Here is a 17,897-nt window from a genome sequence, read left to right as displayed (position 1 = left end):
GCTGAAGCCCGCGCGCTTTTTGTTATACTGCGGCAATCTTTCTAGGCTAAATGGACTGCTATGAGCTGCAAAGACTTGCGAGATTTTCTTGCTCTTTTGGAAAAAGAGGGGCAATTGAAGCGCATTTCCCACCCTGTTGATCCCAACTATGAAATGACGGAAATTAGCGACCGCACACTACGTGCTGGTGGCCCCGCACTTCTATTTGAAAATCCCATTGGTTATAACATGCCAGTATTAACCAACCTATTTGGTACTTCCAAACGGGTGGCTTTAGGTATGGGGCGTCAAAAGGTCAGTGATCTGCGAGAAGTGGGAAAGCTATTAGCCTACCTTAAAGAGCCAGAGCCACCGAAAGGCTTTAAAGATGCTCTAGATAAACTGCCTGTTTTCAAACAAGTGCTCAATATGCCAGTCAAAAGGCTTCGTAAAGCTCGATGCCAAGAGATAGTGTGGCAGGGTGAAGACGTTGATCTGGATAAAATCCCAGTCATGAGTTGTTGGCCTGATGATGTCGCGCCGCTATTAACTTGGGGTTTAACCATTACCAAAGGTCCGAACCAAAAGCGTCAAAACTTAGGCATTTATCGCCAGCAGAAATTAAGCAAAAACAAAGTCATTATGCGTTGGTTGGCTCATCGAGGCGGCGCACTAGATTTAAGAGATTGGGTTGAGGCTAATCCAGGAAAACCGTTTCCTGTCTCTGTGGCCTTTGGAGCCGATCCCGCCACGATTTTAGGTGCAGTGACGCCCGTGCCAGACTCATTATCTGAGTATGCCTTTGCCGGACTACTGCGCGGCAGTAAAACCGAAGTGACTAAGTCGATTAGTAATGATTTAGATGTTCCCGCAGGCGCTGAAATTGTTTTAGAAGGGTATATCGACCCGAATGAATTTGCTGATGAAGGCCCTTATGGTGACCATACCGGTTATTACAACGAGGTAGAAAGCCACAACGTATTTACTATTACGCATATCACTATGCGTAAAGACCCGATTTACCATAGTACCTATACTGGTCGTCCGCCGGATGAGCCTGCGGTACTCGGGGTGGCACTGAACGAAGTGTTTGTGCCTATTCTGCAAAAGCAATTCCCTGAAATAGAAGATTTCTATCTGCCGCCAGAAGGCTGTTCTTATCGAATGGCTGTAGTGACCATGAAGAAGCAATATCCGGGACACGCTAAGCGAGTCATGATGGGTGTTTGGTCTTTTCTGCGTCAGTTCATGTACACAAAATATGTATTAGTCTGCGATGCGAATGTAAATGCGAGAGATTGGGATCAAGTTATTGCGGCTATGACCGAGCATTTGCAACCCAAGCGTGACATAGTAATGATCGAGAATACCCCAATTGACTCTCTAGATTTTGCCTCGCCCGTTATTGGGCTTGGTTCAAAAATGGGATTGGATGCCACAATAAAATGGCCTGCGGAGTTAGTCATGTCTAATGATGAACCTTCGGTATTTCCCTCATTGGAACCAGCAAAAGCGCAAGAGCTTTGCGAACAATTTAAGCGCAAATATTCTTATGTTCTGGATTGCTATCTGCCGGCAGAAGCGGGCAATGGTGGCATGGCGATAATATCCATAGACAAGACAGAGCAAGGTCAAGGTGAGCAAGTGATTGAAGCTGCCTTAACTGAGTTTTCCCAATATGCTGCAATTAAGTTTGTCATTGTCTGTGATGATGATGTCAATATCCGCGATTGGAATGATGTGATTTGGGCGATAACAACTCGTATGGACCCTGCTCGTGATAGTCAGTTTATTGATGGCACTCAATCTCAGCTTGGCATTGACGCGACTAACAAGTTAGAAGGTGAAGCTAGTCGTGAGTGGGGGAGACCAATACACAAAGATAAACAGTTGGTTGAGCGTATTGATCAGATTTGGGAAAAGCTCGATATATTATGACCTATAAGGTAGAGCTCTTACCGAGTGGAATCGTTTTTGAGGTGGATGATCAGCAGACAATATTGGATGCCGCTCTTGCACAAAACATCGCATTTCCAAATCGTTGCCAAGTAGGGGCGTGTGGAATGTGTTTATGTCGTTTAAAGGCAGGTACTGTCGAGTACCAATTACAGCCCGTATTAACAGAGAAAGAGCAAGCCCTAGGTTGGGTATTTGCTTGTCAGGCGTTTGCCACTACAGATTTAGTACTTACTTTTGAAGAGTAAGAAATAGAGGGATATATGACCATTCGTTGTAAAGTAAAGTCGATTGAGGCGCTAGCCAGCAATACCTTTCGCGTATTGCTTCATCCAGAAACTCCAGTAGCGTTTAAAGCAGGCCAATACTTAATGGTCGTAATGGGAGAGAAAGATAAGCGTCCTTTCTCTATTGCCAGTAGTCCGTGTCGCCATGAGGGAGAGTTAGAACTTCATATTGGTGCCGCAGAAGAAAACGCCTATGCCCTAGAAGTCGTTAATAGAATGCAAGAAGCGCAAAACCATGATGGCGATATTATTATCGATGCGCCACACGGTGATGCGTTCCTTCATCAAAGTGACAGAGCAATGCTATTGATAGCCGGTGGAACAGGATTTAGTTATGTTCGCTCTATTCTTGATCACTGTATTAGCCAAGGGCTAGAAAACCCCATTCATCTATATTGGGGCGCAAGAGCAAAGTCTCAGCTGTATGCTTTTGCAGAACTCAGTGCTATTGACAGTGAATATGCCAATATTCATTTTGTGCCAGTGGTCGAAAATGATGAAGGGATCTGGACTGGAAAAACTGGAAACGTATTGCAAGCAGTAATGGGCGACTTTTCCGATCTATCTCAACACGACATTTATATTGCAGGTCGCTTTGAAATGGCGGGTAGTGCAAGAGAACAGTTTATTTTTAATAAGAAAGCTAAGATAGAACAAATATACTCAGATGCGTTTGCCTTCATTTAAACGCTCATAAAACGGGATTTACTTCCTATATAGTAAGAAACACCCATAAACAGCCTGCTTTTCGAGCAGGCTGTTTGTTTGTTGAGCATAAAAGAAAGCGTATGAAAATAAATGAAGAAAAGCCTTGCCAATAAGCTGAGCATCTCTATAATGCGCCTCACTGACACGGTAGAGCGCACAACGCTTCGCAGTGAATCAGTAGGCAAACTAGCCGAACCCAATTGAATTTATCTTCTCTTAGAAAATTAAATTCAAAAAGTGTTTGACACTGAGGTTCAAATCGCTAGAATGGCCGTCCGCTTGAGAGGTTCCTCACAAAAGGAATCATCGGAAAGCAACGCTCTTTAACAATTTAAACCTATCAATCTGTGTGGGCACTCGTTGATGATAATCGAAAAGATTTATCAATGAACTGAGTGACCAAAATCAAATTGGAATTCAGCCTTGAGCTGTTTTGTTTTACTTTTTTAAAAGTGAAAACCAATAAGAGCACAGTCAATTCATTACTATTCTGTTGGAATAGTAATAGCTTTAAAATTACTTCTTTATTTATAAAGAAAGAGTTTTGAAGTCAGTATTCATTGAGCCGTTCTTAGGAACAAAAAAACTTTAATTGAAGAGTTTGATCATGGCTCAGATTGAACGCTGGCGGCAGGCCTAACACATGCAAGTCGAGCGGAAACGAGTTATTTGAACCTTCGGGGAACGATAACGGCGTCGAGCGGCGGACGGGTGAGTAATGCCTGGGAAATTGCCCTGATGTGGGGGATAACTATTGGAAACGATAGCTAATACCGCATAATGTCTACGGACCAAAGAGGGGGACCTTCGGGCCTCTCGCTTCAGGATATGCCCAGGTGGGATTAGCTAGTTGGTGAGGTAATGGCTCACCAAGGCGACGATCCCTAGCTGGTCTGAGAGGATGATCAGCCACACTGGAACTGAGACACGGTCCAGACTCCTACGGGAGGCAGCAGTGGGGAATATTGCACAATGGGCGCAAGCCTGATGCAGCCATGCCGCGTGTATGAAGAAGGCCTTCGGGTTGTAAAGTACTTTCAGTCGTGAGGAAGGCGTTAAAGTTAATAGCTTTATCGTTTGACGTTAGCGACAGAAGAAGCACCGGCTAACTCCGTGCCAGCAGCCGCGGTAATACGGAGGGTGCGAGCGTTAATCGGAATTACTGGGCGTAAAGCGCATGCAGGTGGTTTGTTAAGTCAGATGTGAAAGCCCGGGGCTCAACCTCGGAACCGCATTTGAAACTGGCAGGCTAGAGTACTGTAGAGGGGGGTAGAATTTCAGGTGTAGCGGTGAAATGCGTAGAGATCTGAAGGAATACCAGTGGCGAAGGCGGCCCCCTGGACAGATACTGACACTCAGATGCGAAAGCGTGGGGAGCAAACAGGATTAGATACCCTGGTAGTCCACGCCGTAAACGATGTCTACTTGGAGGTTGTGGCCTTGAGCCGTGGCTTTCGGAGCTAACGCGTTAAGTAGACCGCCTGGGGAGTACGGTCGCAAGATTAAAACTCAAATGAATTGACGGGGGCCCGCACAAGCGGTGGAGCATGTGGTTTAATTCGATGCAACGCGAAGAACCTTACCTACTCTTGACATCCAGAGAATTTTCCAGAGATGGATTAGTGCCTTCGGGAACTCTGAGACAGGTGCTGCATGGCTGTCGTCAGCTCGTGTTGTGAAATGTTGGGTTAAGTCCCGCAACGAGCGCAACCCTTATCCTTGTTTGCCAGCACGTAATGGTGGGAACTCCAGGGAGACTGCCGGTGATAAACCGGAGGAAGGTGGGGACGACGTCAAGTCATCATGGCCCTTACGAGTAGGGCTACACACGTGCTACAATGGCGCATACAGAGGGCGGCCAACCAGCGATGGTGAGCGAATCCCAAAAAGTGCGTCGTAGTCCGGATTGGAGTCTGCAACTCGACTCCATGAAGTCGGAATCGCTAGTAATCGTAGATCAGAATGCTACGGTGAATACGTTCCCGGGCCTTGTACACACCGCCCGTCACACCATGGGAGTGGGCTGCAAAAGAAGTGGGTAGTTTAACCTTCGGGAGGACGCTCACCACTTTGTGGTTCATGACTGGGGTGAAGTCGTAACAAGGTAGCCCTAGGGGAACCTGGGGCTGGATCACCTCCTTATACGATGATTATTCACGATGAGTGTCCACACAGATTGATACGGTTTAGAAAGTTAGAGCAGGAAACTTCCAGATGGGGCTATAGCTCAGCTGGGAGAGCGCCTCGCTGGCAGCGAGGAGGTCTGCGGTTCGATCCCGCATAGCTCCACCATCTTTAAGTGTTTTTGTTCTTTTCTCTAGTAAAGAATAGAGAATATTTAAAAATGGTTTTTTCCTTTTAGGAAATAAACATGCTCTTTAACAATTTGGAAAGCTGACGATAAGTAATTGATTTATTACTTATCAAATTTAAAAGTTCTCAAATCCTATATCTTTATGATGTAGGTACCAACACACATTCAAGTGTTCTTGGGAATGTATTCTTGCCAGAATGCATTCAAATTTGAGTCCGGCAAAATCGAATGTTATCTCGCTCATAATAAAGAGATAACGCACCTTGGAAACGTCATACTGCAGCGTAGCAACTGCATTGCGTAAGCAAGACCCTTTGGGGTTGTATGGTTAAGTGACTAAGCGTACACGGTGGATGCCTTGGCAGTCAGAGGCGATGAAAGACGTAATAACTTGCGATAAGCCCAGATTAGGTAGTAATAACCATTTGAGTCTGGGATTTCTGAATGGGGAAACCCACGTGCATAAGCACGTATCATTAACTGAATACATAGGTTAATGAGGCAAACCCGGGGAACTGAAACATCTAAGTACCCGGAGGAAGAGAAATCAACCGAGATTCCGAAAGTAGCGGCGAGCGAAATTGGATTAGCCCTTAAGCTTTTAATGACACAGACGAAGGCTCTGGAAAGTGCCGCAATAAAGGGTGATAGCCCCGTAGTCGACATGTTGTTTTAAGTGAAATCGAGTAAGGCGGGACACGTGATATCCTGTTTGAACATGGGGGGACCATCCTCCAAGGCTAAATACTACTGACTGACCGATAGTGAACCAGTACCGTGAGGGAAAGGCGAAAAGAACCCCTGTGAGGGGAGTGAAATAGAACCTGAAACCGTGTACGTACAAGCAGTAGGAGCGCCTTAGAGCGTGACTGCGTACCTTTTGTATAATGGGTCAGCGACTTAATTTTAGTAGCAAGGTTAACCGAATAGGGGAGCCGTAGGGAAACCGAGTCTTAACTGGGCGTCGAGTTGCTAGAATTAGACCCGAAACCAGGTGATCTAGCCATGGGCAGGTTGAAGGTTGAGTAACATCAACTGGAGGACCGAACCGACTAATGTTGAAAAATTAGCGGATGACTTGTGGCTAGGGGTGAAAGGCCAATCAAACCTGGAGATAGCTGGTTCTCCCCGAAAGCTATTTAGGTAGCGCCTCGGACGAATACCAATGGGGGTAGAGCACTGTTAAGGCTAGGGGGTCATCCCGACTTACCAACCCTTTGCAAACTCCGAATACCATTGAGTACTATCCGGGAGACACACGGCGGGTGCTAACGTCCGTCGTGGAGAGGGAAACAACCCAGACCGCCAGCTAAGGTCCCAAAGTATAGCTAAGTGGGAAACGATGTGGGAAGGCTTAGACAGCCAGGATGTTGGCTTAGAAGCAGCCATCATTTAAAGAAAGCGTAATAGCTCACTGGTCGAGTCGGCCTGCGCGGAAGATGTAACGGGGCTAAGCTATACACCGAAGCTGCGGCTGCATACTTTTGTATGCGGGGTAGGGGAGCGTTCTGTAAGCCGTTGAAGGTGGTCTGTAAGGGCTGCTGGAGGTATCAGAAGTGCGAATGCTGACATGAGTAACGATAATGGGGGTGAAAAACCCCCACGCCGGAAGACCAAGGGTTCCTGTCCAACGTTAATCGGGGCAGGGTAAGTCGACCCCTAAGGCGAGGCCGAAAGGCGTAGTCGATGGGAAACGGGTTAATATTCCCGTACTTCTTATAATTGCGATGGGGGGACGGAGAAGGCTAGGTGGGCCTGGCGATGGTTGTCCAGGTTCAAGTATGTAGGCGGAAAGTTTAGGTAAATCCGGACTTTCATAACGCTGAGATACGATGTCGAGCTGCTACGTGCAGTGAAGTCATTGATGCCATGCTTCCAGGAAAAGCCTCTAAGCTTCAGATTATAAGGAATCGTACTCCAAACCGACACAGGTGGTCGGGTAGAGAATACCAAGGCGCTTGAGAGAACTCGGGTGAAGGAACTAGGCAAAATGGTACCGTAACTTCGGGAGAAGGTACGCTCTTGGCGGTGAAGTCCCTTGCGGATGGAGCTACTAGGAGTCGCAGATACCAGGTGGCTGCAACTGTTTATTAAAAACACAGCACTGTGCAAAATCGTAAGATGACGTATACGGTGTGACGCCTGCCCGGTGCCGGAAGGTTAATTGATGGGGTTAGACTTAGGTCGAAGCTCTTGATCGAAGCCCCGGTAAACGGCGGCCGTAACTATAACGGTCCTAAGGTAGCGAAATTCCTTGTCGGGTAAGTTCCGACCTGCACGAATGGCGTAATGATGGCCACGCTGTCTCCACCCGAGACTCAGTGAAATTGAAATCGCTGTGAAGATGCAGTGTACCCGCGGCTAGACGGAAAGACCCCGTGAACCTTTACTACAGCTTGGCACTGAACATTGACCCTACATGTGTAGGATAGGTGGGAGCCTTTGAAACAAGTACGCCAGTATTTGTGGAGGCAATCTTGAAATACCACCCTTGTATGCTTGATGTTCTAACGTAGGTCCCTAATCGGGATTGCGGACAGTGCCTGGTGGGTAGTTTGACTGGGGCGGTCTCCTCCCAAAGAGTAACGGAGGAGCACGAAGGTGGGCTAAACACGGTTGGACATCGTGTGGTTAGTGCAATGGCATAAGCCCGCTTGACTGCGAGAATGACAATTCGAGCAGGTGCGAAAGCAGGTCATAGTGATCCGGTGGTTCTGAATGGAAGGGCCATCGCTCAACGGATAAAAGGTACTCCGGGGATAACAGGCTGATACCGCCCAAGAGTTCATATCGACGGCGGTGTTTGGCACCTCGATGTCGGCTCATCACATCCTGGGGCTGAAGTCGGTCCCAAGGGTATGGCTGTTCGCCATTTAAAGTGGTACGCGAGCTGGGTTTAGAACGTCGTGAGACAGTTCGGTCCCTATCTGCCGTGGGCGTTGGAAGATTGAAGGGGGCTGCTCCTAGTACGAGAGGACCGGAGTGGACGAACCTCTGGTGTTCGGGTTGTCATGCCAATGGCATTGCCCGGTAGCTAAGTTCGGAATCGATAAGCGCTGAAAGCATCTAAGCGCGAAGCGAGCCCTGAGATGAGTCTTCCCTGGCACTTTAAGTGTCCTAAAGGGTTGTTCGAGACTAGAACGTTGATAGGCAGGGTGTGTAAGTGCTGTGAGGCATTGAGCTAACCTGTACTAATTGCCCGTGAGGCTTAACCATACAACACCCAAGGGGTTTTGTGGACTCAAAGTAGAACTTTGAATGTGTGACATATAACTTTTAAATACAGTTTTCCGAATTTTAAAATTTTGCTTGGCGACCATAGCATTGTGGACCCACCTGATTCCATGCCGAACTCAGAAGTGAAACACAATAGCGCCGATGGTAGTGTGGGGTTTCCCCATGTGAGAGTAGGACATCGCCAGGCTTTAAATTTGAAGAACCCGCTTTTTTAGCGGGTTTTTTCGTCTAATTTAGACGTTAAACTGCTGGTATGGCTCAGTTGGTAGAGCGCACCCTTGGTAAGGGTGAGGTCCCCAGTTCGACTCTGGGTACTAGCACCATTTTCTTAGTTTTACTTTTTATAAAAGTGAAACCAAAAACCAAATTTGCTTGGCGACCATAGCATTGTGGACCCACCTGATTCCATGCCGAACTCAGAAGTGAAACACAATAGCGCCGATGGTAGTGTGGGGTTTCCCCATGTGAGAGTAGGACATCGCCAGGTTTGCATTCAAAAGCCTCGTCATTCGACGGGGCTTTGTCGTATCTGGCGTTTAGAAAAATAGCGTCTTGGTCTCAGCGTTTTCTCTTTGTTGTTTCCGGCTTCCTATTTGTTGTGATTGGTGTTGCTACTATCGGTATGCTCCCTCTTTAAGATTGAATTACCCACCCGAATATCAGGTATGTTTTGCTTTCATTAGGATTTGAAAGTCGTTTCATATAAATTTGCTTCTCTTCCGATTAAGAGAGGCTTTATGAATCGTTTTTGGCTATTTTGTTTGTACCTTGTTCCAACTATTGGTTTTGCTCAATCTGACTCAAATCAATCCAAAGCGGTTGATATGGCCGATCCAACAGCGGTTTACTCAAGTGTTGGTGCGCATTTATACACTAATGGAGATTTAGACCTTTCGGCAGGGTTTGCGTGGGGCAAGAACATGCTCGCCGTTGAGTCCAAGCAAGGGATGGATGCGCTTAACGTACGTTACGCTCATATGAACTTGTGGCAAGGTATTGGCGTTTACGCAGAATCGACACTACAACTTGAAAATGATTTTGGTACTTCGGCTAGTATTGGCGCGGTATCGACACTACAAGTGGGTGACTCTTGGACTATTTATCCTATTGCAACGTTAGGGTCTATGGAGATCATTGAAGATAAGTGGATTACGACCGGAACCATTGGTGTGTATAACCGATTTAAGCTTGGCTCGGGTTTTTCTCTGGGTGTTGACCCGTTTTATACGCTTGGTGAGTCAGGTTATGAAAGCATATATGTGGATACTTTCATTAGTTACCAATATAAAAACCATCAAATTCGATTGGGCTACAATGCATCAGAAAGCCAACACAATAGAGTAAACAGCAATACCGGTTTTACAGGAGAAGGTTATCTAGAGTACAAAATGGCTTTTTGATAGCAGTTTTAATTGGAAATATAGTTAGCTTCAGCCACGTTCCATAAAGCCTTGATTAGGGGATTGTTAAGTTGAGACCGTTTACAGCAAACTCCTAATTTAAATGGTTTCACCGGTTCGACATCCAGTTTTTGAATACGATCTTTAACTGGACTGTTGTTAATCACCACATCAGGGGCAATACCAATACCGCAACCCAGTGCAACCATACTGACAATGGCCTCATGCCCTGATACTTGTGCATAAATATTGGGTTTGATTTTGCTGCGTTTAAACCAAGAGTTGCATCTATCTCTCGCGGTACCTTCTGACGGTATGATGAAAGGTATTTTATTCCAGTCTATAGGTTCGCTGAGCATACTCTCTACATTAGCAACTCCTTTAGGTGCGATAACCGAAAGAGATATCTCGCTGATATTTTCAAATATGACCCGTGACGATAATTGATCACTTTCTGCAGAGATAGCGATATCGGCCTCATCGTTTAACACTTTTTCTATGGCTTGCGCGGGATCGCCAGTACTTAGTTTGTATTCGATGAGTGGGTGCAACAGTCTAAATTCCGATAACAGACGTGGCAGGTGACTATAGCTTGCGGTAACAGAACAAAATAAGCGTATCTCTCCTTTTAGCACATCCTTATTATCCAAATAATTGAGCGTAAAAGTCTGCCATTGGTTCACGATATTGTGCGCAATAGGGAGCAGATCTTTGCCTGCAGTAGTCAGTTCAACACTGCGATTATCACGAATAAAAAGGATTTGTTGCACTTCTTGTTCAAGGCGTTGTATTTGTCGACTTAATGTGGATGGACTCATGTGCATTGCCGAAGCTGTCTTGCTGAAGTTCTTACTTTCGGAAAGATGTAAAAAAATCTGTAGGCTTTTAACGTTCATTTAAGTAATCTTCTTGTTGCACAATTTGCAATGATTAGATGTAAATATATCACTTTGCGCAACTTTAATCCTGAATTAGTATGAACTCAATCGGCGCATAAAGCAGCCGGACTATGGATAGAATTTTTAAGGAGAGCCCTTCATGGCTAACTATTTCAACACGCTAAACCTACGTGAGCAATTGGACCAACTAGGTCGTTGCCGTTTTATGGATCGTTCTGAATTTGCTACAGAAGCTGATTACCTAAAAGGTAAAAAAGTGGTTATCGTAGGTTGTGGTGCTCAAGGTTTAAACCAAGGTTTAAACATGCGCGACTCTGGCCTAAATGTTTCTTACGCATTGCGTCAAGCAGCGATTGATGAGCAACGTCAATCGTTCAAAAATGCAAAAGAAAATGGTTTTGAAGTAGGTAGTTACGAAACGCTTATCCCACAAGCTGACCTTGTGGTTAACTTGACTCCAGACAAGCAACACAGCAACGTAGTTGAAACGGTAATGCCTTTAATGAAAGAAGGTGCTGCACTAGGTTACTCGCACGGCTTTAACGTTGTTGAAGAAGGCATGCAAATTCGTGAAGACATCACTGTCGTTATGGTTGCACCTAAGTGCCCAGGTACAGAAGTTCGTGAAGAATATAAGCGTGGCTTTGGTGTTCCGACACTGCTTGCTGTTCACCCAGAAAACGATCCTAAGGGTGAAGGCTGGGATATCGCTAAAGCTTGGGCTGCAGGTACTGGTGGTCACCGCGCAGGTTGTCTAGAGTCTTCTTTTGTTGCTGAAGTTAAATCTGACCTTATGGGCGAGCAAACTATCCTTTGTGGTATGTTGCAAGCGGGTTCTATCGTATGTTACGAGAAAATGATCGCTGACGGTATCGATGCAAGCTACGCAGGTAAGCTTCTTCAATACGGTTGGGAAACCATCACTGAAGCACTGAAGTTTGGTGGCATCACTCATATGATGGATCGCCTATCAAACCCAGCTAAGATTAAAGCTTTTGACCTTTCTGAAGAACTAAAAGACCTAATGCGTCCGCTATACAACAAGCACATGGATGACATCATCCAAGGTGAGTTCTCTGGTACTATGATGGCGGATTGGGCTAACGACGACGTTAACCTATTCAAATGGCGTGAAGAAACAGGTCAAACAGCGTTTGAAAACTACCCTGATTCTGATGTAGAAATCTCAGAGCAAGAATACTTCGACAACGGCATCCTTATGATTGCTATGGTTCGTGCTGGGGTTGAGCTTGCATTTGAAGCAATGACTGCATCAGGCATCATTGATGAGTCTGCTTACTACGAGTCTCTACATGAGCTTCCATTGATTGCAAACACAGTGGCACGTAAGCGTCTATACGAAATGAACGTTGTTATCTCTGATACAGCTGAATACGGTAACTACCTATTTGCTAACGTAGCGACTCCGCTACTGCGCGAGAAGTTCATGCCTTCAGTAGCAACTGACGTAATTGGTAAAGGTCTAGGCGAAACGTCTAACTTCGTTGACAACCAACGTCTAATTGAAGTGAACGAAGCCATTCGTAACCACCCAGTTGAGTACGTAGGTGAAGAACTACGTGGTTACATGACAGACATGAAGCGTATCGCTGTTGGCGGTTAATCGTTCTTTATAAAAAACTGCGACAACGCAGTGGCTAGAAACTGAAAAGGCTTGGTATTTACATACCAAGCCTTTTTTATGTCAGTAAGAAACGTTATACCAATCGTACTAAATAACTGGTCATTCTAGCTTGTTAAAATGCTCGATAACGGCGTTAGAATTTTTGATTGTAGAATAACTACTTATCGAAAAATTCTGCCTTGTTCTTGAGCATTTTTCCTGCGCTAGTTCTGATCACTTACTTGGTGTGATTGGTATTATTTATCAGATAGCTTCTCTTCTAGCTCAGCCATTTTTTGTTCCATGGCATTAAGCTTTTGTCGGGTACGCAGTAGGACTTGAGTTTGAACTTCAAATTCTTCTCGGCTAATGACATCAAGTTTATTAAGCTGCGCTTGAATCACTTGGCGAACTTTTTGGTCAACATCAGTGCCTAGGTCTTTTACAGGCTGAGGCATAGACTCGTGAATTTGCTTCGCTATTAACTCTAGCTTTTTAGGGTCGAACATGTGGGCATCTCTCTATAATCTTTTACTATATTCTAAGCAATTCATAACCACTTGTCGCAAGCAAAATAGAGACCGACCTTTGCTTTTGGTATAAAAAAGGGCTCTTTACAGAGCCCTAGTTAGTGAGTTTACCAAGATTACTTTGATGGAATGCTTTCTGCTTCATCAAATTCTGGTAGTGGTTTGTGCTGTGAAGCAATAAAGCTGTAAATCACAGGCAGCACAAATAGGGTGAACACAGTACCAATGGTCAAGCCCGCGACGATAACAATACCGATACTAAAGCGCTGTTCTGCACCTGCACCAGAGGCGTACATGAGGGGGGTTAAACCCGCAATCATTGCCGCTGTTGTCATTAGGATTGGTCTTAGTCGCACTTTAGCTGCCGCCATTACCGCATCGATACGGTTAAGTTGATTATGCAGTTGCTCTTCTTTAGCCACTTCACAAATCAATATACCGTGCTTGGTGATTAACCCGACTAAAGTAATGAGCCCCACCTGTGAGTAGATGTTCATTGTCGATAACCCCCAAGCCAATGCAATCAAAGCACCACTGATGGCCAAAGGTACGGATACCATAATCACTAGTGGATCGCGCAATGACTCAAACTGGATGGCCAATACTAAGAATATAATTGCAATCGCCAGTAAGAAGGTGGTGTATAGCGCACTGCCTTCAGTTACAAACTGTCGTGCCTGACCCATGTAGTCATGGTTATATCCACTGGGTAGCTTCTCTGCTGCTGTCGCTTCAAACCAAGAGATTGCCTGACCCATAGTGACACCTGGCGCAGGAACAACCCCAACCGTCGCTGAGTTTAACTGGTTGAAGTGAGGCAGTGATCTTGGCTGAGGAATCACATCAATAGAGATTAAACTTCCTAAAGGAATAGAGTCTCCATTGGATGAGCGAACATAGTAGTTATTCATTGATTCAGGGTTGAGGCGGAATTTACGCTCTACCTGAGGAATGACTTCATATGAACGACCATATAGGTCAATTCGGTTTACATAGCCATCGGCCATCATGGTACTCAGCGTAATACCAATATCTTGCATAGTGACGCCATATGCTCCGGCTTTGTCTTTATCTATGTTGATTTTCATGGTGGCTGAGTCATAGTTCAGATCCAGATCTGAGTAGACAAATTGTGGGTTAGCACTCACTTCAGCAAGGGTGTTGGTCGCTATTTGGAATAGACTCTCAAAACTATTTGGCGTAGTGATAACAAACTGAATTGGCAGACCAGAACCAGCGCCAGGCAGTTCTGGCATTTGGAAGGCGGTAATGGCCATTCCAGGGATGTTAGAGACTAAGCCTGATACTCGGTTAGTGATGTCAGCTTGGCTTGCCTCACGCTGACTCCAAGGTTTCAATGATGCGATACCAAAAGCTTGGTTAGCATTAGGTATCCCTGTAAAGATCTGCGCATACGCCACTTCAGGCTGCTCATCTAAGATCTTATTAACATCATTCATTGTGTTTTGCAGATAGTCGAGGTTCGAGTTAGAAGGACCTGTACCCATCATCATAACCACACCTTTATCTTCTGAAGGTGCAAGTTCACTTGGAATGAATTTGAAGAGCAGTGGCAAACTGCCCATGACAATTAAGGCAAACACAATAACCACAGCGCGATGCTGCATAATGGAGCCTAACGCAGAAGAGTAGCGTTCGCTTAGCGCGTCCAGTTTTTTGTGTACATATGCCTCAAAGCGATTCGGTTGCTCATTTTGCTTTAAGATGGTTGAACACATCATAGGGCTAAGCGTCAGTGCGATGATCCCTGAAATAAATACCGCGCCGGCAAGGGTTAATGCAAACTCTTTAAATAGCGAGCCTGTAATGCCCCCCATTAAGGCGATAGGTGCGTATACCGCGCCCAGTGTCAGTGTCATTGCAATAACCGGTACGGCGATTTCTCGCGTTCCTATGATGGCAGCCCTAAAGGGCGTTTCTCCCAACTTAATATGCCGATCCACGTTTTCGAGCACCACAATCGCATCATCGACCACCAACCCGATGGCGAGTACCATGGCGAGCAAGGTCATCAAGTTCCAAGAGAAGCCTAACATCTGCATGAACATAGCCACACCCACTAAAGACAGTGGAATGGTGACGATAGGGATCAGTACCGCGCGATAAGAACCTAGGAACAAGGTGATGACCACCAGTACAATTAACGCTGCTTCAACGATGGTTTTGGCTACCTCGTGAATGGATTCGTTAATCGCAACGGTTGAGTCATACATCACCTGCATATTGATATTCGATGGCAGGTTCTTTTGTAGCTGAGGTAATAACTCTGATACATCAGCGGCAATATTGATAGGGTTAGCGCTTGGTGCACCGTTGATAGCAGTAACGACCGCTTCACGACCATTGGCGCTGGCGCGGTAGATATCGTGGCTTTTTTCTCGGGTTACTTTCGCTATATCACTAAGTCGAACTAATTGGCCATCATCTTGCTTAACCACTAAGTTCTTTAGATCTTTAACGCTAGCTACTTGTGTATTGGCGCTACCGTTGTATAAAACCAATGTACCCGTTGCTTGACCTGCTGCCGATTGGAAGTTATTCGCATTTAAGACGTTCATTACGTCAGTTGCAGTCAGTTGCAGTCCGGCCATTTTTTCTGGATCTAACCATACTCGAAGAGCGTATTTTACCCCGCCGTACAGATCGATCTTAGAAACACCATTGACTGTGAACAGCTGTGGATTCACAACACGTTCTAAGTAGTCTGTGATCTGGCTTGAAGAGAGCTCATCACTGGTAAAACCAATGTACATAACCGCTGTTGTCGAACCTGTCGACATGGTCACAGTTGGGTCTTCAGACTCTTTAGGTAGCTGAGAACGAACCGAGTTGGTTTTGGCCAGTATGTCGGCTAGAGCCGCATTGGGGTCGGTATTGAGCTTCATGGTCACAGTGATAGTTGAACTACCTAGCACTGATTGAGACGTCATAAAGTCAATGTTGTCCGCTTGGGCAATGGCTTGCTCAAGGGGTTGGGTAATGAAGCCCTGAATAAGGTCAGCACTGGCACCGTAATACCCAGTAGAGACAGTCACAACTGTGTTGGTCATCTCTGGATATTCACGTACCTGCATCTTAAAGATGGCTTGCAACCCAAGCAAAGCTATCAAAAAGCTGATAGAGATAGCGAGTATTGGGCGCTTAATAAATATATCTGTAAATCGCATTGTTTATCCCTTACAACATCGGCAGTTCAGCTGGAGGATTCGTCGCGTCGCTTTCTACAATTTTCACTTTAGAATCGTTGCTTAATCGAACTTGGCCTGAGGTCACAATCATTTCGCCAGGTTTCACGCCCTCTAAAATGCGCACTTTATCTTGCGTACGTTCACCCGCTTTAACCACTCGCTGGCTCACTCGGTGTGTTTTTTCATCAAGAACAAATACACTGTCTCCGTACAAAGTGTAAGAGATAGCAACTTGTGGAATGACGACTTGCTCAGTTATGGTTGGTAAAACAATTTGTGCACGTGCAAACATGCCTGATCTTAACTTACCCTGTGCGTTAGGAATTTCTGCTTGTACCTGTAGAAGACCACTTTGGTAGTTAATGGCAGGCTCTATGGCTGAAATAGTGCCGTCAAAAATGCTACCAGGGTACGAATCGGCTTCAATACGAATAGATTGGCCAATGTTGATGCGCGAGATGTCGTTTTGTGAAACGGTAAATCGTAGGCGCATTACGCTGATGTCTTCAAGTCGTGCAATTCGGCTACCGGCTTGCATGTATTCGCCTAGGTTAACCCCGCGAATACCAATAACTCCAGAGAAGGGTGCATCTACATCACGACGGTTGATGGTCGCTTTTAGACCGGTGATATCGGCCTTTAGAGAAAGGTAAGATGCTTCTGCTTCATCATAATCTTCTTGAGAGATAGCGCCTTTCTTATATAGACCTTTGTAGCGTTTATATTTAGCGGCAGAGGCAGGAAGACGGGCTTCTGCACTTTGTAAGTTGGCTTTTTCTACATCAGAATCAAGTAAAACCAGAGAATCGCCTTTGGAGACTTTCTGACCTGATACAAAGTTAATTTTAGTGACGATACCACTGGCTTCCGCCGTTAATGTAACGCCCTGTAAAGGTTCAATGAAGCCAATTACATCGATGCTCGGTGTCCAGTCATCAGCCGCTGCTTTAATTACAGTCACTGGGTATTCTGGTTCTGGGCGATTCGCCAAGTACTCCGCTATCTTCTGTTGCTTGAAGATGTTAAAGCCAATTACGCTACCAAATAAAACGATAGCAATAAGTAGCATGATTAGTGTCCACTTTTTCATGGAACGGTTCTCCAGTTATTTTGTTGTAATGGCTTCCCAGCTCGCGTGGATGGCCTGTTGATAGATGGTGTTGTCTATAGATTCAATACCTTGGAAGTGTTTGCGAGTTAAGCTCACGCAACTTTCCAAACTCAGGGTATATAAAATAGGGTCGGGGAGATCTTTCAGTTCGCCAGATTCTCTTCCTTCATTAAACACACTCAGTAGAGGGTCAAAAAATTTCTTTTCTAAACTTCGAATTTCATTATTTAAAGTAGCAGGTAATGATTCGTACAAAACATGCGTTTGCAATAGTCTTAAATGAGATTCACCTATACTCCATACGTTGCTACACATTGTTTTATATCTTTGTTCCAGTGACTGATTTGGATCTACATTGTTTTGAATGATGTCAGCCACTTGTTTGGTGAGCCAAAGTCTTGCTTCGGTAATGATGTGGTTTTTATCCTTAAAATAGAGATAAACCGTACCGGTTGCGACATTGGCTTCGCTGGCTAATTTTTGTATGGAAAGGCCTTTGAAACCGTCTTGACCGAGTATAGCTACTGCTGCCTCTAAGATATCTTGACGCTTGGTTTTAGATGCCATTTTGTAGTAACCCCACCAGAAATGAATGAACGTTCATTCATTTTAATGCCCAAATATTGAAAAGCAACCATTTGTA

The 17,897-nt window shown here is 45.3% G+C and carries 10 protein-coding genes, 2 tRNA genes and 4 rRNA genes; 11 read left to right on the top strand and 5 right to left on the bottom strand.

Annotated features, from left to right (window positions below; translation table 11 throughout):
• Positions 1-60: 60 nt before the first annotated feature.
• The 10 genes from ubiD to QV280_RS12480 all read left to right on the top strand — a co-directional run bounded on the left by ubiD (position 61) and on the right by QV280_RS12480 (position 9,881).
• Positions 61-1,917, top strand: a complete 1,857-nt coding sequence (gene ubiD, locus QV280_RS12525; protein ID WP_152822921.1) for a 4-hydroxy-3-polyprenylbenzoate decarboxylase — start codon at positions 61-63, stop codon at positions 1,915-1,917.
• Positions 1,914-2,183 carry a 2Fe-2S iron-sulfur cluster-binding protein gene (locus tag QV280_RS12520; RefSeq protein WP_023405342.1) on the top strand — a complete coding sequence of 90 codons (270 nt, stop codon included), beginning with the start codon at positions 1,914-1,916 and terminating at the stop codon, positions 2,181-2,183. The genes ubiD and QV280_RS12520 overlap by 4 nt, the downstream gene beginning before the upstream one ends.
• A 15-nt stretch (positions 2,184-2,198) precedes the next feature.
• Positions 2,199-2,909, top strand: coding sequence for an NAD(P)H-flavin reductase (fre, locus tag QV280_RS12515; protein ID WP_152822923.1), 711 nt, complete (start codon positions 2,199-2,201; stop codon positions 2,907-2,909).
• Between the two features lie 610 nt (positions 2,910-3,519).
• Positions 3,520-5,072, top strand: a 16S ribosomal RNA gene (locus QV280_RS12510).
• A 74-nt stretch (positions 5,073-5,146) separates the two neighbouring features.
• Positions 5,147-5,222 (top strand) — tRNA-Ala (locus QV280_RS12505).
• Positions 5,223-5,570: 348 nt separating this feature from the next.
• A 23S ribosomal RNA gene (locus tag QV280_RS12500) occupies positions 5,571-8,460 on the top strand.
• A gap of 92 nt (positions 8,461-8,552) precedes the next feature.
• Positions 8,553-8,668: ribosomal RNA gene (gene rrf, locus QV280_RS12495) — 5S ribosomal RNA — on the top strand.
• A gap of 60 nt (positions 8,669-8,728) precedes the next feature.
• Positions 8,729-8,804: transfer RNA gene (locus tag QV280_RS12490), tRNA-Thr, on the top strand.
• A 48-nt stretch (positions 8,805-8,852) separates the two neighbouring features.
• Positions 8,853-8,968, top strand: a 5S ribosomal RNA gene (rrf, locus tag QV280_RS12485).
• Together the 16S, 23S and 5S rRNA genes with 2 tRNA genes alongside form the textbook arrangement of a ribosomal RNA operon.
• Before the next feature lie 250 nt (positions 8,969-9,218).
• On the top strand, positions 9,219-9,881 hold the full coding sequence (locus QV280_RS12480; protein WP_023405266.1) for a hypothetical protein: 663 nt from the start codon (positions 9,219-9,221) through the stop codon (positions 9,879-9,881).
• 8 nt (positions 9,882-9,889) lie between these two features.
• Here the strand turns inward: QV280_RS12480 and ilvY are convergent, their stop codons facing one another.
• Positions 9,890-10,777 carry an HTH-type transcriptional activator IlvY gene (gene ilvY, locus QV280_RS12475; RefSeq protein ID WP_023405267.1) on the bottom strand — a complete coding sequence of 296 codons (888 nt, stop codon included), beginning with the start codon at positions 10,775-10,777 and terminating at the stop codon, positions 9,890-9,892.
• A 142-nt stretch (positions 10,778-10,919) separates the two neighbouring features.
• Between ilvY and ilvC the strand changes: the two genes are divergently transcribed.
• Entirely contained in the window at positions 10,920-12,404 is a 1,485-nt protein-coding gene (gene ilvC, locus QV280_RS12470) for a ketol-acid reductoisomerase (protein WP_023405268.1), read from the top strand.
• A gap of 257 nt (positions 12,405-12,661) precedes the next feature.
• On the opposite strand, the gene ubiK is transcribed toward ilvC, so the two are convergent.
• The 4 genes from ubiK to QV280_RS12450 all read right to left on the bottom strand — a co-directional run bounded on the left by ubiK (position 12,662) and on the right by QV280_RS12450 (position 17,821).
• Complete coding sequence (ubiK, locus tag QV280_RS12465; protein WP_023405269.1) at positions 12,662-12,913, bottom strand: ubiquinone biosynthesis accessory factor UbiK; 252 nt, start codon at positions 12,911-12,913, stop codon at positions 12,662-12,664.
• A 137-nt stretch (positions 12,914-13,050) separates the two neighbouring features.
• Positions 13,051-16,122, bottom strand: a complete 3,072-nt coding sequence (locus QV280_RS12460; protein ID WP_152822889.1) for a multidrug efflux RND transporter permease subunit — start codon at positions 16,120-16,122, stop codon at positions 13,051-13,053.
• Positions 16,123-16,132: 10 nt separating this feature from the next.
• A complete protein-coding gene (locus tag QV280_RS12455) occupies positions 16,133-17,233 on the bottom strand; it encodes an efflux RND transporter periplasmic adaptor subunit (RefSeq protein ID WP_152822887.1) in 1,101 nt (366 codons plus the stop codon).
• A gap of 15 nt (positions 17,234-17,248) precedes the next feature.
• Positions 17,249-17,821 (bottom strand): TetR/AcrR family transcriptional regulator, encoded by a 573-nt coding sequence (locus tag QV280_RS12450; RefSeq protein ID WP_023405272.1) that lies wholly within the window; start codon positions 17,819-17,821, stop codon positions 17,249-17,251.
• Positions 17,822-17,897 lie beyond the last annotated feature (76 nt).

This window comes from Vibrio sp. B1Z05, from assembly GCF_052955985.1.
The sequence above is the reverse complement of the archived record's forward strand: the minus strand, read 5'-3'. Positions and strand labels throughout refer to the sequence as shown.